The organism is Kitasatospora albolonga (genome assembly GCF_039535905.1).
GTDB classification, from domain to species: domain Bacteria; phylum Actinomycetota; class Actinomycetes; order Streptomycetales; family Streptomycetaceae; genus Kitasatospora; species Kitasatospora albolonga.
This window is the reverse complement of record NZ_BAAAYB010000098.1, coordinates 99,315-123,610: the sequence shown is the minus strand read 5'-3', so window position 1 is coordinate 123,610 and position 24,296 is coordinate 99,315. Positions and strand designations below refer to the sequence as shown.

Below are 24,296 nucleotides of genomic sequence, written 5' to 3'. Positions count from 1 at the left end.
GCGGACGGTCCGTCAGTCCGCCCGTCCGTCAGACCGCCCGCCCGTCCGTCCGGCAGCCCGTCCGTCCGGCAGCCCGACGGCCCGGGTCACCCCGCCGAGGCGGCGTCCAGCAGCTCCAGCTCCTCCGGCGTCAGCTCCAGCCGCACGCCCTCCAGCAGCGCCGGCAACTGCTCCACCGTCCGCGCGGAGGCGATCGGTGCCGCGACGGTCGGCTGCGCCGCCACCCAGGCCAGCGCCACACTGGCCAGCGCCGCCCCGCGTCCCCCTGCGATCCGGTCCAGCGCCTCCAGCACGGCCAGGCCCCGCCCCTCGGTCAGGTGGCGCGAGGCGCCGACCGCCCGGGCGCTGTCCACCTCCGGGCCGCCCGGCCGGTACTTGCCCGTCAGGAAGCCCGAGGCCAGCGCGTAGTACGGCACGGCGGACAGCCCGTACTCGGCCACCACCTCCGCCAGCCCGCCCTCGTAGGTGCCGCGGGAGACCAGGCTGTAGTTCGGCTGCACCGCGACGTACGCCGCCAGGCCCTCGGCGGCGGAGTGCGCCAGCGACTCGGCCAGCCGGTCCGCGCCGATGTTGGAGGCGGCCACCGCCCGGACCTTGCCCTCCCGGACCAGCTCGTCCAGCACGCCGACGATCTCGGCCACCGGCGTCCCGAGGTCGTCCCGGTGGGTGTACAGCAGGTCGACGTGGTCCAGGCCCAGGCGCCGCAGCGAGGCCTCGGTGGCCGAGCGCACGGTGGCCGCCGAGAGGCCCTCCGCCTCGGGGTGCGCGCCGACCTTGGTGGCGACCACCACCGCGTCCCGGTTCCCCCGGCTGCGCAGCCACTCGCCGATGATCGCCTCGGACTCGCCGCCGGTGTTCCCCGGCACCCAGGCCGAGTAGACGTCGGCGGTGTCCACGAAGTTGCCGCCGGCCGCGGCGTAGGCGTCCAGCACGGCGAAGGAGGCGTCGCGGTCGGCGGTCCAGCCGAAGACGTTGCCGCCGAGGGCCAGCCGGGAGACGGAGAGGTCCGAGGCGCCGAGGGTCACCCGGTGCCGGGAGTCGCTGAGGATGTCGGTCATGGGGGCGATCCAACCGCACCGTTCACCGGCCCGCGCGGGTTCTCCACGGGCCTTCACAGGACCGTCGTACGCCCGTAGCAGTGCTGCCATCGGGCACCACTAACGAGGGGGTCCGGGGTGTTCCTCGACCTGCGGGGTTGGCTAGAGTCCGTGGCATGGCTGACAACGACTACGACCCCGCCGGCAGCACCCAGATGTTCCGGGCCTTCGTCGACGAGGCCCCGGCCCCGCAGGCGCCCGGCTCGGTGACGACCTACGGCAGCACCGGCGGCAACAGCCGCACCGGCCTGATCGTCGGTCTCGCCGTGCTCGGCCTGGCGGTCCTGGGTGCCGTCATCTGGCTGGCCGTCAAGTGACCCCCGCGTAGCGGCACGCCGTGCGGTGCGCCGCACCGCGTGCCGCCACGCACCCCGTCACCTGCCGGGACGCCCTCCGGGGTGCGGATCCGACCCGCCTAGACTGGCGCGGAAGATCCGCACTCCCGTTCCAGCGTGCCCCGGAGGCCCCCGTGACCCAGTCCGTCGAGCAAGCCCGCAGCCTCGGACTGGCCGGTGCCTCCAACGCCCGTGACCTGGGCGGGTACCGCACCGCGGACGGCTCGGTGGTGCGCCACGGCGTGGCACTGCGGGCCGACGCGCTGCACCGGCTGACCGAGGAGGACGGCGCGGCGCTGCTCGCCGCCGGGGTGCGCCGGGTGGTCGACCTGCGCAGCTTCGGCGAGGTCCGGGAGGCCGGGGCCGACCGGATGGCCGGGCTGCCGGTGGCCGGTCTGGCCGAGCTGGAGCAGGCCGAGGCCACCTCCGCCGCCCTCACCCTGGAGGGCGGGCTGACGCTCCACCACCTGCCGGTCTTCGCCGCCGACTTCGACGTCTACGTGGCCCTGCGCGACGCCCTCGCCGACCGCGATCCGGCCCGCCAGCGCGAGCTGCTCGGCGACGGCCGGGCGGCCGGCATCATGACCGGCCTCTACCGCTGGTTCGTCACCGCCCCCGAGGCCCGCGAGCGCTTCGCCGAGGTGCTGCGGCTGCTGGCCGCGCCGGACGGCCCGCCGGTGCTCTTCCACTGCTCGGCCGGCAAGGACCGGACCGGCTGGGTGGCCGCCCTGGCCCTCACCGCGCTCGGCGTGGACCGCGGGACCGTCTACCAGGACTACCTGCTCACCAACGAGCGCTCGGCCCGCGTGGTCGACCACCTGATGGAGAGCTTCGGCACCTCCGGCCTGATGGAGGACCCCTCGCTGCTGCTCCCGGTCCTCCGCGCCGAGCGCGAGTTCCTGGACGCCGCCTTCGCCGAGGTGGAGGCGGGCTGGGACTCCTTCGACCACTTCTGGCGCGACGGCCTCGGCCTGGACGACGCCGTCCTGGCCGGCCTGCGCGCCAACCTGCTGGAGCCGTAGGCGCTACTCGCCGGTCAGCCCGTTCCGCAGCTGGCTCAGGGTCTTGGTGAGCAGTCGCGAGACGTGCATCTGCGAGATGCCGATCTCCTCGCCGATCTGGGACTGCGTCAGCCCGCCGAAGAACCGGAGCATGATGATCCGGCGCTCGCGCGGCGGCAGCTTGGCCAGCAGCGGCTTGAGCGACTCGCGGTACTCGACGCCCTCCAGCGCCAGGTCCTCGTAGCCGAGCCGGTCGGCCAGCGGCCCGTCGCCGTCCTCCTCGCCGGGAGTGGAGTCCAGCGAGGAGGCGGTGTACGCGTTCCCCACCGCGAGGCCCTCGACCACGTCCTCCTCGGTGACGCCGAGGAAGACCGCGAGCTCGGCCACGGTGGGGGAGCGGTCCAGCTTCTGGGAGAGCTCGTCGCCGGCCTTGGTGAGGGCCAGCCGCAGCTCCTGGAGCCGCCGCGGCACCCGGACCGACCAGCTGGTGTCCCGGAAGAAGCGCTTGATCTCGCCGACCACGGTGGGCATCGCGAAGGTGGGGAACTCCACCCCGCGCTCCGGGTCGAAGCGGTCGATCGCCTTGATCAGGCCGATGGTGCCGACCTGGACGATGTCCTCCATCGGCTCGTTCCGGCTGCGGAAGCGGGCGGAGGCGTACCGGACCAGCGGCAGGTTGAGCTCGATCAGGGTGTCGCGGACGTAGGTGTGCTCCTCGCTGCCCGGCTCCAGCCCGGCCAGCCGGGCGAACAGCGAGCGCGAGAGCGTCCGGGTGTCCAGACCCTTCTCGAGGACGGGACGCCCGTCCGCGGCGCCCTCGGGCCCCGCCGGCTCCCCGGCCGCGGGCCGCTCCGCCGTCGCCTGGGAGGGGATCTCCACCACGACCACCACCGGCTCGGGCACCGGCCCCGGCGCCGTCACGGACGCGAGCGTGGCGGCCGTACCGTGGCCCTCCGCGCTGCCCAGCTCTGCGGACATGCTCCACCCCCTCGTGACCGACTGTACAACGGGCACTACCCAGCGACAGTTCCCGGCTTCGGACTACCCCTCCAGCTCCATACCGGCCCAGGCGCCCCGGCAAACCCGAACGTCGCAAGATGTCACGCCGCAGTGACGCACGGCTACCCGTCGCGGCGTCACTCCTCCCAGGAGTTCCCGGTCCGCAGACGGGTCAGGATTCTGGACAGTAGTCGGGACACGTGCATCTGCGACATACCGAGCTCGGTGCTGATCTGGGACTGCGTCAGGTTCGCGAAGAACCGGAGCATGATGATCCGCCGCTCCCGCTCGGGCAGTTGCACCAGCAGGTGGCGCACCATGTCCCGGTGCTCCACGTCGGCCAGCGCCGAGTCCTCGTAGCCCAGCCGGTCCAGCAGGGCCAGCCCGCCCTCGTGCTCCTGCGCGGCCTCCAGCGAGGCCGCGTTGTACGCCCGCCCGGCCGCCAGGCAGGCCCGGACGTCCTCCTCCGGGATCCGCAGGTTGGCGGCGATCTCCGGCACCTTGGGCGAGCGCCCGTGAGTGACCGTCAACTCCTCCATGGCGCCGCTGACCTGGACCCACAGCTCCTGCAGCCGGCGCGGCACGTGCATGGTGCGGACGTTGTCCCGGAAGTACCGCTTGATCTCGCCCAGGATGGTCGGCAGCGCGTACGTCGGGAACTGCACGCCCCGGGTCGGGTCGAAGCGGTCGATCGCGTTGATCAGGCCGATGGTGCCGACCTGGACGATGTCCTCCATCGGCTCGTTCCGGCTGCGGAAGCGGGTCGCCGCGTAGCGCACCAGCGGGATGTTCGCCTCGATCAGCGCCGCCCGCACCCGCTCCCGCTCCGGGGCGCCCGGCGGCAGTTCCGCCAACCGCTCGAACAGCACCCTGGTCAGCGTCCGCACGTCCACCTGGCCCCGGGCGGGGCCGCGCACCTCCGCCGCCGGCCCGGCCTCGCCCCGGTCCTCGGCGACCCGCTCCTCGCTGACCCGAGCCTCGGCGATCCGCTCCTCGCTGATCCGCTCCTCGCCGGCCTCCGGCGCACTGCTGTCCTGACTGTCCCGCGTCCGCACGGCCACGCCACCCCTCCCACGCCCTGTGCCAGGGACCACCGGTCGTGGTCCGCTGCCCGTCGCTCACCAGGTCCGGCAAAAACGGTCATAGCATCACAAGTCGTGCACATCGGGAGCAAGCACCCGTAGTAGGCGTGTTGGCGGATAGTCGGGAGAGCTGTCGGGGTGTGGAACGGCCCCCCGGCGCACTGGGCGCCAGGGGGCCGAAGGGTCCTTGGGGTACGACCTGTCCGAACGGCCTACTCAGACCTCGATGTCCGCGATCACCCAGGTGGCGAACTCGCGCCACTGCCCGGCGGCCGCCTGATGGGCCGGGTGGCCCAGGTAGGCGGCCAGCGCGTCGCGGTCCTCCACCAGGCTGTTGATCGCGAAGTCGTAGGCGATGTCCCGCTCCGTGGTGTTCCAGCCGCACTCCCACTCGCGCAGCTCGGTGATCAGCCCGCCGAGCTCCTCGAACGCCTTCGCGCCGGCCACCGCGCGCTCGTCGTCCTTGGTGACGCCGTCGTTGAGCCTGAACAGGACCAGATGCCGAATCACGATGCCGCTCCCAGCGGGTCGAGGGTGTGTGCTGTCCCGCCCACCGTAGCCTCCGCCCCCGCGGCCCCGTCCTCGCCGTCCGCTAGCTGACCAGCCCCGTCATGAACGTCCCGACCGCCTTGGCCGCGTCCGAGATCCCCACGAACCCCGACTGCACCAGCTCGGCCGCCCGGGTCGGAGAGGTGATCACCGTGTAGATCACGAAGATCAGCAGCAGCCACATCCCGATCTTCTTCGCCTGTGCCACCCTGCTCGCCGCCTCCCGCTAGCCCACCTGGCCCACCACCCCGAGCAGCTTATCGACCGGACGGCCCATCAGGTCAGCACCCCGTTCACCCCCCAGGACGAAGGTCCCCCCAAGACGGGCCCTTCTCCGCTCGCCCGCCCCCACCCCGTCCAGCAGGATGGAACACGTACCGAGGGATCTGGCAGGAATCCCCAGGTACGAGGACCGGAGCTCCCCGCTGTGGGACCGGGCGTCGTGGCTTCCCCCCGACACGACCCCGGTTGTGGGACCTCCGCCCGGGGCAGCCGTCCGTCCCCCCGGGACGGCTGCCCCCTCAACAGGCCTCGCACTCACCCCGGGCCACGGTGGTCAAAGCCCCGAGTGCGGGGCCTTTGCCGTGCCCGGACGACGGGTCGTCAGGTGTGCGGGTACCGCAGTCCGGCGGAGCCGTCCGCGATGTACAGGAACGAGCCGTCCCATGCCGTCAGCTCCCGTTCCCGGAAGCCGAACGGCACCAGCCGGAGGCCGACGGCCCGGATCGCGAGGCCCGCGGCGACCCACCTCCTCCCGTCGTCGTTCGGGACGGAGACGGAGGTCGCCAGTTCCTCGAACCGTGTATGCACGTCCTCCCGGCCCTCGGCCGGCGCGCACCGGTACAGGAGCCACGGCATGTCACACCGCGTAGCGTGCAGCTCGCCCACCAGGACCTCGCCCCGCACCGGTCGCCGGCCGGTCGCCGTGCCGACCTCCTCCCGCAACGCCGAAGGGCCCCGATCCGGTGGATCGGGGCCCTTCGGGCTGATGGCGGTAGCGGTGGGATTCGAACCCACGGTGAAGTTGCCCCCACACACGCTTTCGAGGCGTGCTCCTTTGGCCGCTCGGACACGCTACCGAGACGAGACTCTACCGGATGGGGTGGGTGGGGACGAAATCCGTTCAGCGGTGGGTGTCGAACCAGGTGCGGAGCTGGTCGGCGCAGGCGGTGGCGAGGACGCCGGGGATGACCTCGGGGCGGTGGTTGAGGCGGCGGTCGCGGATGACGTCGAAGAGGGAGCCGGCGGCGCCGGCCTTGTCGTCGAGGGCTCCGTAGACGACGCGGTCGAGGCGGGAGAGGACGATGGCGCCGGCGCACATGGTGCAGGGTTCGAGGGTGACGACGAGGGTGCAGCCGCTGAGGCGCCACTCGCCGAGGGCGGCGGCGGCCTGCCGGATGGCGACGACCTCGGCGTGGGCGGTGGGGTCGCCGACGGCTTCGCGTTCGTTGTGGCCGCGGCCGAGGAGGGTGCCGTCGGGGCCGAGCACGAGTGCCCCGACCGGTACGTCGCCGGTGGCGGTGGCGAGTGCGGCCTCGTCGATGGCGAGGCGCATCGCGTCCGTCCAGCGGTCGCGCACCGGGTCGGGGCGTACGGGGGCCGGGAGCGGGGCGATCTGCATGGGACCAGTGTCGGGCATGGTGCCCTCAGGCCCTCAGCGGACCGCCTCCAGGACCTCGCCGCAGCCGATCGCCTCGGCGATCTCGCCGAGCGCGTCGCCGGGCAGGGCGCCCTCGCCGCTGAGCTCGCGCAGGCCGTCGGCGGCCAGGCCGAACTCGGCGAGGAGTTCGGCGTCGCCGAGCGGGCCGATCGGGATGCCGTCGTGGCCGGTGGCGGTGTCCTCGTCCTCGTCCCCGTCGGAGGTGTCGGAGTCGGAGTCCTCGGAGTCCTCGTCGAGGTCGACCAGCCGGTCGAGCTCGTCGAAGTCGTCGGGGCCGCGGTCGAGGAGTTCGTCGGTGAGGATCGAACCGTAGGAGCTGCGGGCGGCGGCGGCCCCGTCCGAGACGAAGATCCGCGGATCCTCCTCGCCGTCCACCCGGAGGACGGCGAACCAGGCGTCCTCCTGCTCGATGAAGATCAGGACGCTGTCGTCGTCCTGGGCCGCCTCCCTGGCCAGGTCGGCCAGGTCGGTCAGGGTCTCGACGTCGTCCAGTTCTGTCTCGCTCACGTCCCACCCGCCGGAGGTGCGAGCAAGCACTGCAGCGAAGTACGCCACCAGGGACTCTCCCAAGATTGGTCTCGGCTGTCGGCGATCTCGGACGGGCGCGGCCTGGCCGCCCCCGCGCCGGGTGCGGCCCGCTGTTCGGACCGTCCCTCCGGCATCGTGACAGAAAGCCCGGCGCTGCGGGGAGTGTTCGGCAGCGCGTCTTCGCAGGTCGTGTCGGAATGACCGACGTACCGTCAGATTCGGAAGGTTCGCATCCGGAGGGCTTCGCGCATCCTGCGCTCCTTGGTGCGCCGTGGCTGCACCCTGGCGCGGAGCTCGCGGGCCTCGGCCAGCTCGCGCAGGAAGACTGCGCGCCGGCGGCGGCGTTCGGCTTCGGTCTCGTGCGGGACCTCGGGCTCCTCTGTCGAGCGAGGCCCGGGTGCCGGGGTGCTGCTCTTCATAAGGTCCGACTTTCCCAGATGTGTCCGGTAAATACCACAGCTGGTGCGCGGCTCCGGCGACCCGGTGCGGTGGGTCGCCGGGCGGGCCGGGTGAAGCCCGCAGGTGGGGAGGGGTGCGGCCCGGCTGGTCGTACGGGTGTGCCGATGCCCGTTATGGTCGGAACATGCGTCTCCATGTCGTCGACCACCCCTTGGTGGCCCACAAGCTCTCCACCCTGCGTGACGAGCGCACCGACTCGCCGACCTTCCGTCGGCTCACCGACGAGCTGGTCACCCTGCTCGCCTACGAGGCCACCCGGGACGTCCGGACCGACGAGGTGGAGATCACCACCCCGGTCGCCGTCACCACCGGGACCAGGCTCAGCTACCCGCGCCCGCTGGTGGTGCCGATCCTGCGGGCCGGCCTCGGCATGCTGGACGGGATGACCCGGCTGCTGCCGACCGCCGAGGTCGGCTTCCTCGGCATGGTGCGGAACGAGGAGACCCTGGAGGCCTCCACCTACGCCACCCGGATGCCGGACGACCTCTCGGGCCGTCAGGTGTACGTGCTGGACCCGATGCTGGCCACCGGCGGCACGCTGGTCGCGGCGATCCGGATGCTGATCGAGCGGGGCGCCACCGACGTCACCGCCGTGGTGCTGCTGGCGGCGCCGGAGGGCGTCGAGGTGATGGAGCGCGAGCTGGCCGGCCTGCCGGTCACCGTGGTGACCGCCGCCGTGGACGAGCGCCTGAACGAGAACGGCTACATCGTGCCGGGCCTGGGCGACGCGGGCGACCGCCTGTACGGCACCGCCGGCTGAGGCACGGAGCACGCGAGGAGGGCCCCACCCCCGCACGGGGGTGGGGCCCTCCTGACGTTCGGTCAGTGGTGCCGCACGGCGGCCGTCGGCGCCCGGCGGCGGGGCCGGTCAGCAGCTGCCGGGCACCGGGCTGGGGGTGGGCGATGGCTTGGTGGCCTCGGCCAGTGCGGCGGCGGCCTGGTTCGGTTCGAGCAGTGCGGTGAAGGCGTCGCCGACCACCACGTCCACGGAGCCGTCCACCCGGGTGTCGGCCGACTTGGTGGCGCCGCCGACCTGGGAGGCGAGCAGGGTGGCGCCGCCGAGGCCGCCGGGGCCGCTGATCACCTGGACGGTGGTGGTGGGCAGCTTCTCCACGTTGGCGGGCGCGTTGCCGACCTTGCCGATGGTGAAGCCGCGCTTCTTGAACTCCTCGGCGGTCCGCGCGGCCAGGCCCGACTTGGCGGTGGCGTTGTAGACGTTCACCGTCACGGCGTTCGGCTGCGGGACGGCCGTCGAGGTGGCGCCGGCGGTGGGGGAGGCGGCCGGTTCGGGGGCGGCCAGCGGCTTCCCGGAGGGGGAGGCGCAGGCCTGCGCGGTGCCGCCCTTCTTGCCGGAGAAGATGTCCACCAGCTGCACGCCGCCGAGGGCGATCAGCGAGAGGGCCAGCAGGGCGCCGATCGCGGCAAGGATCTTGCGGCTCTTCTTCGGCGGGCGTCCAAGGCGGGGGTAGGAGTTACCGGTGATCCGGTACTGCTTCCCCTTCAGTCCCTGGGGAGTCAACATGCTCACGGGTCGGTCTCCCCCTCGTGCCAGGGCAAGGGTCGGGCGGATGCGGCCGACGGGGCGGAGTGCCGGAGTCTGCGGCCGTAATCAGCAGATTAGTGCCACACCCGGCCCGGAGGTACTAAATGATCATCATCTGGAGTACGCGGGCACTCGAAAGGATGTACCGGCGTCCGAACGGACGACGGCAGCGGTCCCGCGAAGGAGTGACGGAGGGTCAGTCCATCTCGAGGACGCGGGCGTGCAGGACCTGGCGCTGCTGGAGCGCGGCCCGGACCGCGCGGTGCAGGCCGTCCTCCAGGTAGAGGTCGCCGCGCCACTTCACCACGTGGGCGAAGAGGTCCCCGTAGAAGGTGGAGTCCTCGGCCAGGAGGGTCTCGAGGTCCAGCTGGCCCTTGGTGGTGACCAGTTGGTCCAGCCGCACCGGGCGCGGCGCGACGTCCGCCCACTGGCGGGTGCTGGTCCGGCCGTGATCCGGGTACGGCCGTGCGTTGCCGATGCGCTTGAAGATCACACGGAAAGCCTACCGTCACGCCGCCCCGGGGCACAGCAAGCGTGACCCGGCCTGCGTTCGGTGATTCGTAGGGATTACATAGGAAACATCCCCTTTTCGGGGTGGTTGTTCTGACGATCCGTTCGCGAGGACCGGGAGCCTGCCGAGATGACCACCGACCAGAAGCCCATCGACGAGCTGCCGGCCGAGGTGCGGGAGATCGCGGCCGGATACGCCTTCACCGGCCCCGCGCTCGACCTCGGCGCCGTGTTGCTGGACGGCACCGCCTTCCCCGGGGCGCCGGTCCGCATCCCGCTCGGAGCGCTCAACCGGCACGGTCTGGTGGCCGGGGCGACCGGCACCGGCAAGACCAAGACCCTCCAGCTGATCGCCGAACAGCTCTCGGCCCAGGGCGTCCCGGTGTTCCTGGCCGACGTGAAGGGCGACGTCTCCGGCATCTCCGCGCCCGGGCAGGCCAACGAGAAGGTGGCCGGCCGGGCCGCCGAGGTCGGGCAGGTCTGGTCGGCGCAGGGCTGCCCGGCCGAGTTCTACGCCCTCGGCGGGCTCGGCGACGGCATCCCGCTGCGGGCCACCGTGACCAGCTTCGGGCCGCTCCTGATGTCCAAGGTGCTGGAGCTGAACGAGACCCAGGAGGCCTCGCTCTCGCTGATCTTCCACTTCGCCGACCGCAACGGCCTGGAGCTCTACGACCTCAAGGACCTCTCGGCGGTGATCTCCTTCCTCACCTCCCCCGAGGGCAAGGAGCAGCTCAAGGGCATCGGCGGGCTGTCCGCCGCCACGGCGGGGGTGATCCTGCGGTCGGTGACGGTGCTGGAGAACGAGGGGGCCGGGTCCTTCTTCGGCGAGCCGGAGTTCGACACCTCCGAGCTGCTGCGGTGCGCACAGGACGGGCGCGGGGTGGTCTCGGTGCTGGAGCTGCCGGCGGTGCAGGACCGGCCGCGGCTGTTCTCCACCTTCCTGATGTGGCTGCTGGCCGAGCTCTACCAGGAGCTGCCGGAGGTGGGGGACCCGGAGAAGCCCAAGCTGGTGTTCTTCTTCGACGAGGCGCACCTGCTGTTCAAGGGGGCCTCGAAGGCCTTCCTGGAGGCGATCACCCAGACGGTGCGGCTGATCCGCAGCAAGGGGGTCGGGGTCTTCTTCGTGACCCAGACGCCCAAGGACGTGCCGGGGGACGTGCTGGCGCAGCTGGGCAACCGGGTGCAGCACGCGCTGCGGGCCTTCACACCGGACGACGCCAAGGCGCTGAAGGCGACCGTCTCCACCTTCCCGAAGTCGGCCGCCTACGACCTCGGGGAGGTGCTGACCGGGCTCGGGACGGGGGAGGCGGTGGTGACGGTGCTCTCCGAGAAGGGCGCGCCGACGCCGGTCGCGGCCACCCGGCTGCGGGCGCCGCAGTCGTTGATGGGGCCGGTGCCGGCGGAGGCGCTGCGGGCGGCGGTGGACGGGTCGGCGCTGATCGGGCGCTACCGGGACGCGGTCGACCGCGAGTCGGCGTACGAGAAGCTGACGGCCCGTCCGGAGCCGGAGCCGGAGGCGCCGCCGCAGCCCGAGGCACTGCCCGAGCCCGCTCCTGCTCCCGCGCCGCCCGCGGCGAAGCCCGAGCCGGGGCTGATGGACGCGCTGCTGAACAACCCGATGCTGAAGTCGTTCGCGCGCTCGGCGGGGACGCAGCTCGGGAGGGAGATCTCGCGGAGCATCTTCGGGACCTCGCGCCGCAAGCGGTAGGGCCGCCTGCGGCGGGCGGGGAGGGGAGGGAGAGGTCGGCCGGGGCGCAGGTCGGGAGGGAGGTCTTGCGGAGCGTCTTCGGGACGTCGCGCCGCAAGCGGTAGCGGCGCCTGCGGCGGGTGGGGCGGGAGGTCTCGCGGAGTGGGGGCGGGACCTCCCGGCCGGGGTGGTGACGGGGGGTCAGCCGCGGAGGGCCTGGCCGATGCGGTCCATGGAGGAGAGCCGCATCAGGCCGTAGTTGTAGAACTCGACCTCCGGGACGCCGAGCTCGCGCAGGACGGCGATCTTGGCGGCGAGGTTGGCGGGGCCGTCGCAGTCCTCGGTCATCGGGCGGAGGATGACGGCCATCTCCTCGGGGCGCACGCCGTGCACCGCGAAGGCGGCGACCTTGTCGCGGACCGCCTCGGGGGTGCGGGCGTAGCCGAGGGTCTCGATCTGGTGGACGCCCTTGGTCAGGGCGGGCAGGTCGATGCCGGAGAGCCAGCCGGTGCCGGGGCCGCCGCCGTCCATGAAGCTGAGCCGCATGCCGTCGGCGGCGGCCGCCTCGGCGACCTCGGTGGCCAGCGAGGTGACGGTGCGGGCGGAGGCGTCCACGTACGCGGCCACCGCGCCGTCCGCGAGGCCGTCGAGCGGGGCGGGCTCGGCGGCCCGGGCCTCGTCGGCCAGGCGGGCCCGGACCTCGGCGCGGACGGCGGTGCGGACGGCCTCCGCGTCCGGGCCGAAGGCGGCCCGGCAGTGCTCGCAGAAGCAGAGGCCGAGCAGGGCCTCGGTGACCGGTCCGAGCTGCTCGAAGTAGCGCTCGTGGTGGTAGCCGTGGCGCAGGCCGTGGAAGTGCAGCGACTCGGCGCGGATCGCGTCGACGCCGTAGCGGGCGAACTCGCCGACCAGGGTGATGGCGTACTCGCGGACCTCGGGGTTGGCCGGGCAGAGCTCGGTGAGGTGGCGGTCGCCGAAGGCGTTCTCGGGGGAGACCTCGGGGTGGCGGAAGCCGAGCCGGTCGTTGTGGCAGAAGACCGTCCAGGCGTGCAGCTTGAGGCCGCGCCGCCGGGCCTCCTCGGCCGCCTCGGCGAACGGGTCGCGGTCGCCGATCGCGGTGGAGGGCAGCGGGGTGAGCCGGCGCCCGGCCCAGCGGGCCGGGTCGGGGCGGAAGTAGGCGGCGCCCGGCTCCAGGTAGCGGACCACCCGGTGCGGGTTGTGCGGGAAGACGTCGCGGGCCTCGTGGTAGACCGAGGCGAGGGTGACGCCGCCGACCCCGGCGCGGTCGGTGAGGTTGCCGAAGAAGGTCTCGGGGCCCTCGTCGAGCAGGTCGGTGGCGAAGGCGAGGACGGACGAGTCCACGGGGCGGCTCCGGACGGGTGGTGCGGGCGGGTGCGACCACGCTAACCGGGGGGCCCTCGAATGGTCTATACCTCCAAGGGGGGCGCGTCGGGTCTAGAGCCCCAGGTCGTCCAGCTCCTTGAGCAGCTTCTGGCGCTCCGTCAGCGCGGCTCCACCCTCCGTGGGGGCGGACTGGGCGGGGAGGACGGCCGAGGAGGGGGCGGCCGCGGCGGCGGTCGAGGCCTTCGGACGGCGCTCGCGGAAGAGCCACGCGCCTGCCAGGCCGCCGAGCAGCCCGCCCAGGTGGCCCTGCCAGCTGACGCCGGGGGTGCCGGGCACCGCGGTGGTGAGGATGTAGGCGAAGGAGGCGCCCATCACCACGCCGACCAGACTGTCGATCAGGTTCCGGTCGATCAGGCCGCGCAGCACCACGTAGCCGAAGTAGCCGAAGACCAGTCCGCTGGCCCCGATGGTGAGCGAGCGCTCCGGGGAGAACAGCCAGATCGCCGTCCCGCTGGTCAGGGCGACCAGCGCGGTGAGCCCGAGGAAGCGCTTGACGCCCCGGTAGGCGGCGAGGAAGCCGAAGATGAAGAGCGGGCCGGAGTTGCCCTCCAGGTGCGCCCAGTTGACGTGCAGGAAGGGCGCGGAGACCAGGTCCGGCAGGGAGTCGGGCTCACGGGCCCGGATGCCGCCGTCGACGCTCAGCTGGTAGTCCGTCAGCCAGTTGACGAGGTGCAGCGCCCAGACCAGGCAGAGCACCCCGAACATCACGTAGAAGGCCCGCCGGGCCTCGGCGACCATTCGGCCGTAGTCGGGAGCGGGAGTCTGTTCGGCTGCCATGCCCCGCACTCTAGAGGTCATAGGCTGCACGGTGACCCCCGCCACCGAAGTCGAGGAAGGTCCCGCGATGAGCCGGCGCCCGCCGCTGCCGTACGAATTCCTGCCCCCGGTCCCGTCGTTCGAGCTGACCAGCGAGGACCTCACCGAGGGCGGCACCATGCCGGACGCCCAGGTGCACGCGGCCGGGAACACCTCGCCGCAGCTGGCCTGGTCCGGCGCCCCGGAGGGGACGCTGAGCTACGCGGTCACCTGCTACGACCCGGACGCGCCGACCGCCAGCGGGTGGTGGCACTGGCTGGCCGTCAACCTCCCGGCCGGCACCACCGGGCTCCCGGCCGGGGCCGGTGCCTCGGACGGGACCCTGCCGGGCGGGGCGTTCCACGTCCGCAACGACTTCCCCGGCCACCGCTACGACGGGGCCGCCCCGCCGCCCGGCCCGGCCCACCGGTACGTCTTCGCGGTGCACGCGCTGGACGTGGCGGAGCTCGACCTCACCCCGGACACCCCGGCCGCGGTGGTGGGCTTCCACCTCACCCACCACGCGCTCGGCCGGGCGCTGCTCACCGTCGAGTACGCACGGCCGTGACCTGCGGCGGCCGTCGTCCGGGCCCGCGGAGGGCCCGGGCGGCGGCCGGTGCCCGGCCAGTAAACTGACGGCGTCCAGCGCGTCGCCCGAGGGAGAACCCAGCCGCCATGTCACTGACCGGGAAGCACATCCTCTCCAGCGACCAGTTCGAGCGGCAGGACCTGGAGCAGCTGTTCCGGCTGGCCGACCTGCTGGTGCCGGTGGCCCGGGGCGAGCAGACCACCCGGGTGCTCGAGGGCGCCGTGATGGCCAGCCTGTTCTTCGAGGCCTCCACCCGTACCCGGCTCAGCTGCGAGACCGCGTTCCTGCGCCTGGGCGGCGGGGTCACCTCCACCACCGGCACCGAGGTCACCTCGATCGCCAAGGGCGAGTCGCTGGCCGACACCAGCCGCGTGGTGACCGGCTACGTCGACCTGGTGGTGATGCGTCACCCCGAGGTCAGCTCGATCCACGAGTTCGCCGCCGCGACCAACGTCCCGGTGGTCAACGCCGGCAACGGGGCGGGCGAGCACCCGACCCAGGCGCTGCTGGACATGTTCGCCCTGCACCGCGAGTTCGACCGGCTCGGCAAGTCCATGGACGGCCGCCGGATCGCCCTGGTCGGTGACCTCAAGCACGGCCGCACCGTGCACTCGCTGGTCAAGCTGCTCTCCCGCTACCAGGACATGACCATCGTCTGCGTGGCCCCGGAGGAGCTGGGCATGCCCGCCCACCTGCTGGAGCTGGCCGCCGAGCGCGGCCACCGGGTCGAGGTGACCGACCAGCCGACCCTGGGCCTCAAGGACGCCGACCTCGTCTACACCACCCGTCTGCAGACCGAGCGCTTCAAGGACCGGCCGCTGCCCTACAGCGACGACTTCCGGATCGACAGCGCCCTGGTGAACCGGGTCTGCCGGGAGGACGCGGTGATCATGCACCCGCTCCCGCGGGACTCCCGCCCCGGCTCCAACGACCTCAGCGCCGACCTCAACCGCGACCCGCGGCTGGCGGTCTTCCGGCAGACCGACGCCGGCATCCCGACCCGGATGGCACTCTTCGCCTCGGTGCTCGGCGTCGCCGAGGAGATCCCCGGCTCGCTCCGCCCGGCCCGCTGGTACCGGCCGGAGTACGTCGGGCCGGACGACGCGCCGTTCTACAAGTGACGGCGGTTCAGGACTCCCCGTCGGGGTCCTCGTCGTCCTCCTCCGCGAGCGGTGCCTGACGTTCCATCAGGCGCTCCGTGAGGTCGTCCAGCCAGCCCTGCGCCCAGTCGCGCAGGGCGGCGGACTCCCCGGCGTCGAGCCCCAGCCGGGCCAGGTCGCGCTCCTCGCGCCACCCCGCCTCGGCCAGCCGGGCCTGCAGCTCGGCCGGGTCCAGCCCCGGTTCGCCGGTGTGCCGGCGGCCCAGGGTCTCCAGCTCCGGGTACGACCACCGGTCCGCCAGGGCGAACAGGTCCGCGAGGTCCCGGGGCAGCCCCCGGTCGACCAGGGCGCGGACCTTCGTCCCGGCCAGGTCCGCCAGGGCCAGCACCGGCCCGTCCGGGCCCTGGTGCGGGGGCTGCCAGAAGTTCTCCTTCCGCAGCTCCACCCCGTACTCCTCGCCCGTTCCCGGAGCGGCCGCCGTCAGGGCGGAGGCCAGCGGATCGTCCACCAGCACCCGGACGGTCCAGCCGCGGGCCAGCAGTTCGGCGGCCGTCCGCGCGGTCAGCTCCTCCAGCGGCACCGGGCTCGCGGTCGCCAGCTCCACCGTGCGCACCGGCCGGTCCGGCAGGCCGTGCGCGAGGGCGGCGCAGTCGCCGCCGAGCACCAGCGGGAAGCGGGTGCCGAGCGCCAGCAGATCGGCCAGCAGCCGCCGTCCGGTGTCCGTCATGGGTGACATGCCGTCAGTATCGCCGGGCCTGCGGCTCCCCGCTCATACTGGAGGGCGGAGCACCCAGTGGAACGCCTACCCGTCGAATCCAGCTGCCTCTCCTCCGTCGGTCACCGGGGCACGACGCTGGAGCTGGAGTTCCACGGCGGCTCGGTCTACGCGTACGCGGACGTGCCCGAGGCGGAGTACCGCGCACTGCTCGCCGCGCCCAGCCTCGGCCGGTACTTCCACGCACACATCCGGGACCGGTACCCCTACCGCCGCCTCAGCTGACCCGGCCCGTCCTGGCGGCCTTCTCCGCCTTGGCCGCCGCCTTCATCTCCTGCTTGTGCGCCCGCACCTGGGAGAGGGACTCCGGCCCGGTGATGTCCGCCACCGAGCGGAAGCTCCCCTCCTCCCCGTACGCGCCGGCCGCCTGCCGCCAGCCCTCCGGCCGCACGCCGTACTGCTTGCCCAGCAGCGCCAGGAAGATCTGCGCCTTCTGCCGCCCGTACCCCGGCAGCGCCTCCAGCCGCTTGAGCAGCTCGGCCCCGGTCGAGGCCCCCCGCCAGACGGCCTCCGCGTCGCCGTCGTACTCCGCCACCAGGTACTGGCAGAGCTGCTGCATCCGCTTGGCCATCGACCCCGGGTACCGGTGCACGGCCGGGGTCCGCGCGCAGAGCGCCACGAACCCCTCGGGGTCGTAGGTGGCGATGGCGTGCGCGTCCAGGTCCTCCCCGCCCATCCGGTCCAGCACCACCCGGGGCCCGCTGAACGCCTTCTCCATCGGCACCTGCTGGTCCAGCAGCATGCCGATCAACGCCGCCAACGGGCTGCGCCCGAGCAGTTCGTCGGCCTCCGCCTGCTGCGCCAGGTGCACCTCGGTCGCCATCGCCGTCTCCTCGTCGTCGCTGCGGCCCAGCGTAGGTGTGCCCGCCCGCCCCGGCGGGGTGCCGCTCCGAGGGCTTCACCTGGGGCTCCGACGGGGGTTCAATACCGGACATGAGGGAGAACGCGCCCTGGGCGCGCAACTCGTACCTGGCCCGGCTGGAGCCGGTCCAGGCAGAGCGTCTGCTGGGTCTGGCCCGTCAGGTCCGGTACGCGCCGGGCGAAGTGATCGTGCGTCAGGGGGACGACGGCACCCACGTCTGCCTGCTCCAACCGGTGGACAGCTCGGCGCTGGCCTGCGCCAAGGTGACCGCGACCCTGGAGAACGGGGCGGAGGGGCTGCTCGGCATCAGGGTCGGGGGAGACCTGGTGGGGGAGCAGGCCGTGATCACCGACGGGACGCGCTCGGCCACCGTGACGGCCTGCAGCCCGGTGCTGGTCGGCCACGTCACGCGGGAGCGGTTCATGGGCTTCCTGGCCGAACACCCCTCGGCGGGGCTGGCGTTGACGGTGATGATGGCGGACCGGCTGAACTCGGCCAACCGGCGCCGGCTCGACTTCGCGGCCTTCGACGTGGCGCAGCGGCTCTCCCGGATCCTGGTCGAGCTGGTCGAGCAGTACGGGCACCGGGTCGGCGGCGGTCACAGCATCGGGGTCGAGCTCTCCCAGCCCGAGCTCGGCCGGCTGATCGGGGCGGGCACCGACGCCGTCGGCCGGGCGATGCACCGCCTGAAGGCGGCCGGGCTGGTCCGCTCGCAGTACCGCAGCGTCGTGGTGCTCGACCTGGAGGGGCTGCGGCACTTCGCCGACGAGTGAGCCGCCCCGCTCCGGCCCCTCCGCGGTACCTCGCCGACGCGTGAGCTCCCCCGCCCCGCTCCCGGCGGTCACCAGGAGCGGAGCAGGGCCGCCACCACCCCGAGCAGCAGCATCACGGCCGTCCAGGGCGTCGCCCTGGCCAGGTGCCGGTTCTTCAGCAGGGCGATCTGGCCCAGCAGTTGGGCCATCGCCCAGGCCTCCACCCGCTGGGCGTCCGGATCGGCCCCGGCGACGTGGCCGAGGCCGAGGTGGCCGACGCCCGTCATGGCGAACCGGCTGGGCGGCACCGGCGGGCTCAGCCGGGGGCGGAGCGCCTGGACCAGATGGAGTCCGGAGATCAGGAAGGCCGCCACGAAGCCCGCCATCACCAGCAGCGTGGGCACCGGGAAGCGGGCCGGGGTGTCCCGCCCGGCCAGGGCGCTCACCACCGCGACCACTCCGCCGGTGTGCACCACCAGGAGGGTGTTGACCTTGCTGTCGGCCTGCTGCACGTAGCCCTGGAAGGCGGTCAGCGCGCTGAGTGCGACGCTCAGCGCGGACGGCTCCGGCTGAGCCGCCATGTCGATTTGATGATTCGTCAAAGCCCCCCCTTGGTACGGGTGTTCGCACATTGATGGAAGCTCGGTAACGAATCGGAGATGCCGGAGGAATCCGGGTTCCGCTGTGTGAGCATGGTCACCCGCGAGGGGTGCGATCGACCGGGGGGAATCCGTATCGATCCGGTATTCCTGCTGCCCCGGCGCACCACACTGCTGCCCATGAGGCGCATCACCGCAAGGAAGGCTGGGCGGAGTTGAGCAGGTTTCAGGGCGGGCCGCGACGGCTGCTGCTCTCCACCGATGTCGAGGGGTACGGGAAGGGTGACGACCGGACCCAGTTCGACACGCAGCGCGGGCTGGTGCAGGTGCTCGGCGACGCCGCCGACGCGGTCGGCCTCGCACGGTCGGACTGGATCCGACAGGGCGCCGGGGACGGGGAGTTGGCGATCCTGCCGGCTGACGTCCCGGAGGCGAAGGTGGTCGACGACTACGTGGCCGAGCTGCGCGCCGCGCTGGCGTACCACAACGAGCCCAGGCGCCCGGAGCACCGGCTCCGGCTGCGGCTCGCGGTGCACTTCGGGCCGGTCTCGGACGCCGACAACGGCTTCGCCAGTCAGGGCGTGGTCCTGGTCAGCCGGCTGATCGACGGTGCGCCGGTCAAGCGGGCGCTGGCCGTGGCCAGGGCGGCCGACCTGGTGGTGGTCGTCTCGGACCGGGTCTACACCGACACCGTGCTCCAGCGGCACACCCGGCTGGCCCCGGGGGAGTTCCGGCGGGTGACGGTGGAGACCAAGGAGCGTCCGGTGGCGGCCTGGCTCCGGGTGCCGGGGGAGGACGTCCACGGGCTGGACCTCGACGGCGGCGCGGGCCCGGGTGCGGGGTCGGGATCTGACCCCGGGCCGGAGCGCGGAAGCGCGGATCCGGCTCCGGCCGCGTCGGCGCCCGGCCTCCAGCAGGTCTTCCACCACGTCACCGCCCCCGGTTCGGTGTTCGGCTTCGGGACGGTCCACAACCAGCACGGGAACGACCGGTGAGCGAGGAGGAGAGGGCCGATCCGGCCGACGGCCCGGGCGGGGCGGCGGCCGAGCCCGAGGGGGGCGCGGGCAGTGAGGACGAGGGGCTGCCGGCCGAGGAGCTGGTGGCCGACCAACTCGCCAGTGCCGTCCAGGTGTTCCAGCTGTTCGCCGGTCCGGTGGACGCCCGCAACAGCGTCTTCGGCCAAGGCGGCGGAACCGGGCGGGAGCCGGGGCGCCCGGCGCGCCGCGCCACCGACACCGGGCGGCTCACCGAGGACGACCTGGCCGACGCCACCACCGGGTACATCAGGCCGGCGCCGTACGACGGAGCGCTCGCCCTGCTGATGAAGCACCGGGTGGTGGAGCTCTGGGGCGAGGCCGGCACCGGCAAGCGGGCCGGGGCGGTCGTGCTGCTCGACGAGCTGCTCGACGGGCCGGTCTTCCTGCTCCGTCCCACGCTCTCGCTGCGGCAGCTGGCCGAGCGCGACTACCGCTCCGGCTGCGGCTACGTCCTGCCGGGCCGGCTCGGCGAGGGGGACCGGGCCGAGGACACCGACCTGCTCTGGCGCCGGGTGCGGACGACGGTCCGGGAGGCCGGGGCCCACCTGGTGGTGACCGCCTCGGTGGCCTCGCCGCCCTCGCCCTGGCGGGTGGAGTGGCGCCGGCCGGACGCCCGGGCGCTGCTGCTGGCCGGGCTCGGGCCGGCCGAGCTCCCGCCCGGCACGGTGGACGAGGTGCTCGCCTCGGTGCCCGCCGACTTCCGCCCGCAGGACCTGCGGACGGTCGCCCGGAGGCTGGCCGCCGGGGAGGGGACGGCGGCCGCCCTCGAGCAGTTCTCGCTGGCGGCCTCGGCGGCGGTGGCCGACTGGTTCCGCGCCGGGCCCGAGCCGGTCGAGGTGCTGGAGGTGACGGCGCTGGCCTTCAGCGAGCACACCAGCATCCAGGAGTACGAGCACGGCCTGGCCGAACTGGTGGAGCGGATGGCGGTGGCGGTGCCCTCGCTGGTGCCCTCCGCCGAGGACGGGCCGGACGCCACGGCGGTGCCGGTGCTCCCGGCCAGCCGGGCCGCCCGGATCAGGCCCGACGGCCTGATCCGGCGGGAGCGGCTGGCCGAGGGCGTCCGGACCAGGGCGGTGATGGTCTTCCGCGAGCCGGTCTACCGGCGGCGGGTGCTGGCCGAGCTCAACGACCACTACGACGTGGCGTTCTGGCGGGGCGTCAGCAGCTGGCTGGCGGGCCGGGTCCGCGGCCGCCCGGACGCCGACCCCGAGCTGCGCACCGCGGTCGCCTCCGGGCTGGCCGAGCTGGCCAGGCTGGAGGTGTACGAGGTGGAGAACTCCTGTCTCCACCCGTGGGCCGCCGGACAGCTGGGGTGGGCCGGGCAGCAGACCGCCGTCCACACCCTGTGGATGATGTGCCGGCTGGACGAGGGGCTCGCCCCCGTCGCGCTGAGCATCGCCGAGGGCTGGGTCACCGGCCCGAACAAGGCGCGGCGGTGGGCCGGTTCGGTGGCCTTCACCGGCGAGCTCGGCCTGCGCTACCCGCACGAGGCGGCCGCCCGGCTCTGCGGCCTGGTGCGGCAGGACGAGCGGCTGCGGGGGATGGCCCAGCAGGCGCTGGGCGTGCTGTTCGCGATGCTCACCGCGGAGGGCCGGGCCGCGACCGTGGTGCTGAAGAACCTGGAGCGGATGGACGCCGCCGAGCGCCGGCGCGATCCCGGGGCCGTGTTCTCCACCGTGCTCGCGGTGCTCTCCGCCCCCGCCGAGCGGGCCGGGGGCCTGGCCGTGATGCACCACCTGGCGGCCCGGCCGGACCACGCCGCCCGGCTGGGCCGGCTCTGGGCCGACCTGCTCCGCTACCGACCGCTGCGACGGGGGGCGTTGACGGCGCTGGTGCGGGCCGTGGAGGGCCTGGACCGGTCCGGCGGCCCGGCACGGGCGAGGGCGCGGGCGGAGGTCGCGCGGCTCGGAGCGGCGCTCGGCCCCGCCCTGCCGCACCGCGAACTGGTGCCGCTGCGGCGAGAACTGACCAACCTGGTGGCCGGAACGCGGCAGCGGCCGGCCCCCGACGAACTGATCGAAGTCCTGCTCGCGGCGGTGGAGGAGAGCCACGGCCGCCCGGCCTGGGAAGAGGAAGCACGATGAGCAAGCCCTACCCGGTGGTCCACCAGCAGCCGCTGGCCGAACCACCCAAGCGCGGTCCGTTCGGCCTGGCGAGCCGGCGGCGGACCTCCGACGAACTGCCCTCGGTGGCCGCCCACGAGGTGCTGGTCTTCCGGGTCGACGGACGGTACGTCCTGGACACCGGCCGGCGGCGGCTGGACGACCCGCAGCTGGTGAACGCCAACCACGTCTCCGTGGTCGACCTGCGCCGGAACGTGCTGGTGACGGTCCGGATGTCGATCCCCTCGGCCGAGGCGGCCGAGTTCAAGGTGGACGTCACCTTCAGCTGCACGGTCACCGACGCCGCCGTGGTGGTGCAGGAGGGGCAGGACGACGCCGAGCGCGTCCTGCTGGCCTACCTGCGGCGGCACAAGCGGTTCTTCGAACTCGGCCTGGACCACCGCCTCGCCGACATCACCCGGCTCCGACGGGACGTCAACGCCCAGGTGATGGCGTACACCGCGGTCTCCCCGCCCCGGATCTCGGGCATGGCCGTCGCCTACGCCAGCATCGAGATGCCGGACCCGGACGAGCTGGTCGGCTTCCAGCGGCAGCGCCGGGACCAGGACCGCAGCAACGTGCTGGCCAGCGAGAAGCTGACCCAGAACCACCGGCTGGACTTCGCCCGGCAGCAGCAGGACCAGCTGATGCTGAACCACCGCCGCGACTTCGAGCGCGGCAACGAGGTGGTCGACCAGGACCACGAGCAGATGCTCGCCCGGGAGCGGCGGGAGTTCGAACGCCGGGAGGCGGAGCTGGCCGCCCGGACCTTCGGCGACGATCCGGACGCGGCCGTCTACTGGGGCCAGGCCACCGGCGAGCTCACGGTGACCGACGTGCGCGACCAGCTGCTGGCCAGGGAGGAGCGGCGGCAGGAGGCGGAGCGGGAGCGCCGGGCCATCGAGCGCGCGGACCGGTTGCAGCGGCAGGACCGCCACTGGGAGCTCCAGCGGGAACGGATCGAGGTGAAGCGGCAGCGCCAGGCGGAGCTGCAGGACCGCAGCCGGGCCGACCGGAAGGAGCAGGCGGCGCTGGAGCGCGCCCTGGCGGCCGAGCAGCAGGCCAACGAGCGGGCCGACCGGGCCTGGGAGCGCAACGCCACGCTGGAGGTGGTGCGGGACCTGATCAAGCGGGGCCACGGCGACCAGACCTTCGTCGACTTCGAGCGGATGCTCACCAAGCTCGGGGCCGGCACCCCGGCGCTGGACGGGCCCGAGGCGGCCGAGCTGGAGACGGGCGGCCGCGGCCGCGGCACCAAGTACGACGCGGTGGGCGAGGACGACGATGACGACTGACCGGACCGTGCCCGGGGACGGGCCGGAGCAGGTGCCGGGGGACGTCCCGGAGGAGCCGCTCGCGCAGGGGACGCCTGCGGAGGGGACGTCTGCGGGGGAGGTGTCCGAGGAGGTGCCCGCGGAAGGGGCGCCCGTGCAGGGGGTGCCCGGAGAAGGGGTGCCCGCTGCGGAGCCCTTCGAGCCGGTGCCCGTCGCGGGGCCGGTGCTGGTGGTCCGGCCGGCCGGGCCGAGCGGTGCCGTCGGCCGCCGGATCCGCAAGGTCGCGGGGGTGGACGAGGACGTCCTCGACTGGGTGCCGGAGGAGCGCCGGAAGTACACCTGGATGGGTCTGGTCATCCTCAACACCGGTCTGTTCGCCGGGCTTTCGCTGCTGAGTGCGATGAACCGGTTCCTCGGAGCCCCCTGGTGGGTGCTGCTGCCCCCGGCGCTGCTCTGGGCCTGGGTGATCGTCTGCCTGGACGGCATGATGATCGCCGGCTCGCACGGGAAGACCGGCGTCGGCCGCTGGCGGGCGCTGCTGCCCCGGCTGGCGCTCTCGGTGCTGCTCGGACTCTTCATCGCCGAGCCGCTGATCCTGCGGGTCTTCGAGCCGGCCATCCACCAGGAGGTGAAGGAGTACCGGATCTCCACCGTCGGCGGCTACGAGGAGCTGCTCCACCGCTGCAACCCGGTGGACCGCGAGCGCTCCACCTCCGGGGACTGCCGGGACAACCCGGTCTCGGTGCCGGACACCCGGGTCGCCGCGAAGCAGCGGCAGGCCGACGCCCAGGAGGCCCGCAACCGCCTGGCCACCGAGGTGGACCGGCTGAAGCAGCTGATGCAGACCCAGCAGAACCTGGCCCACGACGAGTGCACCGGCACCTCCCGGCAGGGCACCACCGGCCGGGCCGGGATCGGCCTCAACTGCCTCCAGGACCGCAAGGAGTTGGAGGAGACCACCGCGCTGCACGCCCGGCAGCAGGGGCTGCTCGACCAGGCGGAGCAGGAGCTGACGGGCCACTCCGGTGAGACGGGTGCCGCCGTCCGGACGTACACCGAGGCGCTGAACCGGGAGATCACCAAGGCGGTCGAGGAGAAGAAGGCCACCCAGGGCCGGATCGACCTGCTGGACGAGGTGGCCGCGCTGGACCGGCTGGGCGAGCGCAACTGGGTGGTGCGGATGACCGAGTGGCTGGCCCGGCTGGTGCTGATCGTGCTCGACTGCCTGCCGGTCCTGGTGAAGCTGATGAGCGGCACCACCGCCTACGACCGGCGGCTGGAGCGGCAGTTGGCGGCCGACGAGGTGCTGCACGACGCGCGCAAGGACCTGGAGGAGCAGCTCGGCATGTCCGACGCCAGGATCCGGCTCTCCCAGCTGCGCTACCACGAGCGGCAGCGGATGGCCGCGCTGGACCAGGCCGACATGGACAAGCAGGCCATGGAGGAGGCCGAAGTGGACGCCGCGATCGAGGAGTTGGCCGCCAAGTTCCGCCGCCAGGCCAGGGTGACCGAGGACACGGACGACCTCCGGTGGGAGGCGGCCCGGTACTGACCGCCCCG

Annotated in this window: 28 protein-coding genes and 1 tRNA gene; 12 read left to right on the top strand and 17 right to left on the bottom strand. The window is 73.4% G+C overall.

What is annotated here, in order from left to right:
• Positions 1-86: 86 nt before the first annotated feature.
• Positions 87-1,058, bottom strand: a complete 972-nt coding sequence (locus ABD946_RS24770; protein ID WP_345287137.1) for an aldo/keto reductase — start codon at positions 1,056-1,058, stop codon at positions 87-89.
• Between the two features lie 155 nt (positions 1,059-1,213).
• On the opposite strand from ABD946_RS24770, the gene ABD946_RS24765 reads away from it, so the two are divergent.
• On the top strand, positions 1,214-1,414 hold the full coding sequence (locus ABD946_RS24765) for a hypothetical protein (protein ID WP_345287135.1): 201 nt from the start codon (positions 1,214-1,216) through the stop codon (positions 1,412-1,414).
• A gap of 152 nt (positions 1,415-1,566) precedes the next feature.
• Positions 1,567-2,454: a tyrosine-protein phosphatase gene (locus ABD946_RS24760; protein WP_345287133.1), complete on the top strand. Its 888-nt coding sequence runs from the start codon at positions 1,567-1,569 to the stop codon at positions 2,452-2,454.
• A gap of 3 nt (positions 2,455-2,457) precedes the next feature.
• Here the strand turns inward: ABD946_RS24760 and ABD946_RS24755 are convergent, their stop codons facing one another.
• The 9 genes from ABD946_RS24755 to ABD946_RS24715 all read right to left on the bottom strand — a co-directional run bounded on the left by ABD946_RS24755 (position 2,458) and on the right by ABD946_RS24715 (position 7,670).
• On the bottom strand, positions 2,458-3,411 hold the full coding sequence (locus ABD946_RS24755; RefSeq protein WP_345287131.1) for an RNA polymerase sigma factor SigF: 954 nt from the start codon (positions 3,409-3,411) through the stop codon (positions 2,458-2,460).
• A 158-nt stretch (positions 3,412-3,569) separates the two neighbouring features.
• The gene (locus tag ABD946_RS24750) at positions 3,570-4,493 is read right to left on the bottom strand and encodes an RNA polymerase sigma factor SigF (RefSeq protein ID WP_345287130.1); all 924 of its coding nucleotides are present in this window, start codon (positions 4,491-4,493) and stop codon (positions 3,570-3,572) included.
• Positions 4,494-4,730: 237 nt separating this feature from the next.
• Positions 4,731-5,024, bottom strand: a complete 294-nt coding sequence (locus ABD946_RS24745) for a Dabb family protein (RefSeq protein ID WP_345287129.1) — start codon at positions 5,022-5,024, stop codon at positions 4,731-4,733.
• 82 nt (positions 5,025-5,106) lie between these two features.
• A complete protein-coding gene (locus tag ABD946_RS24740) occupies positions 5,107-5,271 on the bottom strand; it encodes a hypothetical protein (RefSeq protein ID WP_345287128.1) in 165 nt (54 codons plus the stop codon).
• 395 nt (positions 5,272-5,666) lie between these two features.
• Complete coding sequence (locus tag ABD946_RS24735; protein ID WP_345287127.1) at positions 5,667-5,921, bottom strand: hypothetical protein; 255 nt, start codon at positions 5,919-5,921, stop codon at positions 5,667-5,669.
• A 131-nt stretch (positions 5,922-6,052) separates the two neighbouring features.
• Positions 6,053-6,142 (bottom strand) — tRNA-Ser (locus tag ABD946_RS24730).
• Positions 6,143-6,186: 44 nt separating this feature from the next.
• Positions 6,187-6,684, bottom strand: a complete 498-nt coding sequence (gene tadA / locus ABD946_RS24725) for a tRNA adenosine(34) deaminase TadA (RefSeq protein ID WP_345287125.1) — start codon at positions 6,682-6,684, stop codon at positions 6,187-6,189.
• A 33-nt stretch (positions 6,685-6,717) separates the two neighbouring features.
• Positions 6,718-7,230: a tRNA adenosine deaminase-associated protein gene (locus ABD946_RS24720; protein ID WP_380149491.1), complete on the bottom strand. Its 513-nt coding sequence runs from the start codon at positions 7,228-7,230 to the stop codon at positions 6,718-6,720.
• A gap of 233 nt (positions 7,231-7,463) precedes the next feature.
• Positions 7,464-7,670, bottom strand: a complete 207-nt coding sequence (locus ABD946_RS24715) for a hypothetical protein (RefSeq protein WP_345287121.1) — start codon at positions 7,668-7,670, stop codon at positions 7,464-7,466.
• 164 nt (positions 7,671-7,834) lie between these two features.
• Between ABD946_RS24715 and upp the strand changes: the two genes are divergently transcribed.
• Positions 7,835-8,470: a uracil phosphoribosyltransferase gene (upp, locus tag ABD946_RS24710; protein WP_345287119.1), complete on the top strand. Its 636-nt coding sequence runs from the start codon at positions 7,835-7,837 to the stop codon at positions 8,468-8,470.
• 108 nt (positions 8,471-8,578) lie between these two features.
• On the opposite strand, the gene ABD946_RS24705 is transcribed toward upp, so the two are convergent.
• Complete coding sequence (locus tag ABD946_RS24705; RefSeq protein ID WP_345287270.1) at positions 8,579-9,232, bottom strand: LytR C-terminal domain-containing protein; 654 nt, start codon at positions 9,230-9,232, stop codon at positions 8,579-8,581.
• Between the two features lie 217 nt (positions 9,233-9,449).
• On the bottom strand, positions 9,450-9,746 hold the full coding sequence (locus tag ABD946_RS24700) for a type II toxin-antitoxin system VapB family antitoxin (RefSeq protein ID WP_104817069.1): 297 nt from the start codon (positions 9,744-9,746) through the stop codon (positions 9,450-9,452).
• A gap of 147 nt (positions 9,747-9,893) precedes the next feature.
• On the opposite strand from ABD946_RS24700, the gene ABD946_RS24695 reads away from it, so the two are divergent.
• On the top strand, positions 9,894-11,471 hold the full coding sequence (locus ABD946_RS24695) for a helicase HerA-like domain-containing protein (RefSeq protein WP_345287116.1): 1,578 nt from the start codon (positions 9,894-9,896) through the stop codon (positions 11,469-11,471).
• Positions 11,472-11,651: 180 nt separating this feature from the next.
• Here the strand turns inward: ABD946_RS24695 and ABD946_RS24690 are convergent, their stop codons facing one another.
• Positions 11,652-12,809: a hypothetical protein gene (locus tag ABD946_RS24690; protein WP_345287114.1), complete on the bottom strand. Its 1,158-nt coding sequence runs from the start codon at positions 12,807-12,809 to the stop codon at positions 11,652-11,654.
• 93 nt (positions 12,810-12,902) lie between these two features.
• The gene (locus ABD946_RS24685; protein ID WP_345287112.1) at positions 12,903-13,628 is read right to left on the bottom strand and encodes a rhomboid family intramembrane serine protease; all 726 of its coding nucleotides are present in this window, start codon (positions 13,626-13,628) and stop codon (positions 12,903-12,905) included.
• 67 nt (positions 13,629-13,695) lie between these two features.
• On the opposite strand from ABD946_RS24685, the gene ABD946_RS24680 reads away from it, so the two are divergent.
• Together ABD946_RS24680 and pyrB are read left to right on the top strand one after the other, a co-directional pair.
• Positions 13,696-14,214, top strand: coding sequence for a YbhB/YbcL family Raf kinase inhibitor-like protein (locus tag ABD946_RS24680; RefSeq protein ID WP_345287110.1), 519 nt, complete (start codon positions 13,696-13,698; stop codon positions 14,212-14,214).
• A 107-nt stretch (positions 14,215-14,321) separates the two neighbouring features.
• The gene (gene pyrB / locus ABD946_RS24675) at positions 14,322-15,356 is read left to right on the top strand and encodes an aspartate carbamoyltransferase (protein WP_345287108.1); all 1,035 of its coding nucleotides are present in this window, start codon (positions 14,322-14,324) and stop codon (positions 15,354-15,356) included.
• Between the two features lie 7 nt (positions 15,357-15,363).
• On the opposite strand, the gene ABD946_RS24670 is transcribed toward pyrB, so the two are convergent.
• Entirely contained in the window at positions 15,364-16,071 is a 708-nt protein-coding gene (locus ABD946_RS24670) for a nucleotidyl transferase AbiEii/AbiGii toxin family protein (RefSeq protein ID WP_345287106.1), read from the bottom strand.
• A gap of 57 nt (positions 16,072-16,128) precedes the next feature.
• Here ABD946_RS24670 and ABD946_RS24665 point away from each other — a divergent pair, with 57 nt between their 5' ends.
• Entirely contained in the window at positions 16,129-16,335 is a 207-nt protein-coding gene (locus ABD946_RS24665) for a KTSC domain-containing protein (RefSeq protein WP_345287104.1), read from the top strand.
• On the opposite strand, the gene ABD946_RS24660 is transcribed toward ABD946_RS24665, so the two are convergent.
• Positions 16,328-16,933 carry an HhH-GPD-type base excision DNA repair protein gene (locus ABD946_RS24660; protein WP_345287102.1) on the bottom strand — a complete coding sequence of 202 codons (606 nt, stop codon included), beginning with the start codon at positions 16,931-16,933 and terminating at the stop codon, positions 16,328-16,330. The genes ABD946_RS24665 and ABD946_RS24660 overlap by 8 nt on opposite strands.
• 110 nt (positions 16,934-17,043) lie before the next feature.
• Between ABD946_RS24660 and ABD946_RS24655 the strand changes: the two genes are divergently transcribed.
• The gene (locus ABD946_RS24655; protein WP_345287100.1) at positions 17,044-17,745 is read left to right on the top strand and encodes a Crp/Fnr family transcriptional regulator; all 702 of its coding nucleotides are present in this window, start codon (positions 17,044-17,046) and stop codon (positions 17,743-17,745) included.
• A 68-nt stretch (positions 17,746-17,813) separates the two neighbouring features.
• Here ABD946_RS24655 and ABD946_RS24650 read toward each other — a convergent pair whose 3' ends face one another.
• Positions 17,814-18,305, bottom strand: a complete 492-nt coding sequence (locus ABD946_RS24650; protein WP_345287098.1) for a Pycsar system effector family protein — start codon at positions 18,303-18,305, stop codon at positions 17,814-17,816.
• 233 nt (positions 18,306-18,538) lie between these two features.
• Here ABD946_RS24650 and ABD946_RS24645 point away from each other — a divergent pair, with 233 nt between their 5' ends.
• The 4 genes from ABD946_RS24645 to ABD946_RS24630 are packed head-to-tail and all read left to right on the top strand — an operon-like array spanning position 18,539 to position 24,288.
• Positions 18,539-19,318 carry a hypothetical protein gene (locus ABD946_RS24645; RefSeq protein WP_345287096.1) on the top strand — a complete coding sequence of 260 codons (780 nt, stop codon included), beginning with the start codon at positions 18,539-18,541 and terminating at the stop codon, positions 19,316-19,318.
• Complete coding sequence (locus tag ABD946_RS24640) at positions 19,315-21,444, top strand: hypothetical protein (protein WP_345287094.1); 2,130 nt, start codon at positions 19,315-19,317, stop codon at positions 21,442-21,444. Before ABD946_RS24645 ends, ABD946_RS24640 begins: the two co-directional genes overlap by 4 nt.
• Entirely contained in the window at positions 21,441-22,757 is a 1,317-nt protein-coding gene (locus tag ABD946_RS24635) for a hypothetical protein (RefSeq protein ID WP_345287093.1), read from the top strand. Before ABD946_RS24640 ends, ABD946_RS24635 begins: the two co-directional genes overlap by 4 nt.
• Positions 22,747-24,288 carry a DUF4407 domain-containing protein gene (locus ABD946_RS24630; RefSeq protein WP_345287092.1) on the top strand — a complete coding sequence of 514 codons (1,542 nt, stop codon included), beginning with the start codon at positions 22,747-22,749 and terminating at the stop codon, positions 24,286-24,288. The genes ABD946_RS24635 and ABD946_RS24630 overlap by 11 nt, the downstream gene beginning before the upstream one ends.
• The last annotated feature ends 8 nt before the right edge of the window (positions 24,289-24,296 follow it).

Excerpts from the sequence above, each read along its gene's own strand:
- ABD946_RS24770 (WP_345287137.1), bottom strand. The coding sequence starts at position 1,058 with ATGACCGACATCCTCAGCGACTCCCGGCACCGGGTGACCCTCGGCGCC.
- ABD946_RS24765 (WP_345287135.1), top strand. The coding sequence starts at position 1,214 with ATGGCTGACAACGACTACGACCCCGCCGGCAGCACCCAGATGTTCCGG.
- ABD946_RS24755 (WP_345287131.1), bottom strand. The coding sequence starts at position 3,411 with ATGTCCGCAGAGCTGGGCAGCGCGGAGGGCCACGGTACGGCCGCCACG.
- ABD946_RS24735 (WP_345287127.1), bottom strand. The coding sequence starts at position 5,921 with ATGCCGTGGCTCCTGTACCGGTGCGCGCCGGCCGAGGGCCGGGAGGAC.
- tadA (WP_345287125.1), bottom strand. The coding sequence starts at position 6,684 with ATGCAGATCGCCCCGCTCCCGGCCCCCGTACGCCCCGACCCGGTGCGC.
- ABD946_RS24715 (WP_345287121.1), bottom strand. The coding sequence starts at position 7,670 with ATGAAGAGCAGCACCCCGGCACCCGGGCCTCGCTCGACAGAGGAGCCC.
- upp (WP_345287119.1), top strand. The coding sequence starts at position 7,835 with ATGCGTCTCCATGTCGTCGACCACCCCTTGGTGGCCCACAAGCTCTCC.
- ABD946_RS24705 (WP_345287270.1), bottom strand. The coding sequence starts at position 9,232 with ATGTTGACTCCCCAGGGACTGAAGGGGAAGCAGTACCGGATCACCGGT.
- ABD946_RS24695 (WP_345287116.1), top strand. The coding sequence starts at position 9,894 with ATGACCACCGACCAGAAGCCCATCGACGAGCTGCCGGCCGAGGTGCGG.
- ABD946_RS24685 (WP_345287112.1), bottom strand. The coding sequence starts at position 13,628 with ATGGCAGCCGAACAGACTCCCGCTCCCGACTACGGCCGAATGGTCGCC.
- ABD946_RS24680 (WP_345287110.1), top strand. The coding sequence starts at position 13,696 with ATGAGCCGGCGCCCGCCGCTGCCGTACGAATTCCTGCCCCCGGTCCCG.
- pyrB (WP_345287108.1), top strand. The coding sequence starts at position 14,322 with ATGTCACTGACCGGGAAGCACATCCTCTCCAGCGACCAGTTCGAGCGG.
- ABD946_RS24670 (WP_345287106.1), bottom strand. The coding sequence starts at position 16,071 with ATGTCACCCATGACGGACACCGGACGGCGGCTGCTGGCCGATCTGCTG.
- ABD946_RS24660 (WP_345287102.1), bottom strand. The coding sequence starts at position 16,933 with ATGGCGACCGAGGTGCACCTGGCGCAGCAGGCGGAGGCCGACGAACTG.
- ABD946_RS24655 (WP_345287100.1), top strand. The coding sequence starts at position 17,044 with ATGAGGGAGAACGCGCCCTGGGCGCGCAACTCGTACCTGGCCCGGCTG.
- ABD946_RS24650 (WP_345287098.1), bottom strand. The coding sequence starts at position 18,305 with ATGGCGGCTCAGCCGGAGCCGTCCGCGCTGAGCGTCGCACTCAGCGCG.
- ABD946_RS24635 (WP_345287093.1), top strand. The coding sequence starts at position 21,441 with ATGAGCAAGCCCTACCCGGTGGTCCACCAGCAGCCGCTGGCCGAACCA.
- ABD946_RS24630 (WP_345287092.1), top strand. The coding sequence starts at position 22,747 with ATGACGACTGACCGGACCGTGCCCGGGGACGGGCCGGAGCAGGTGCCG.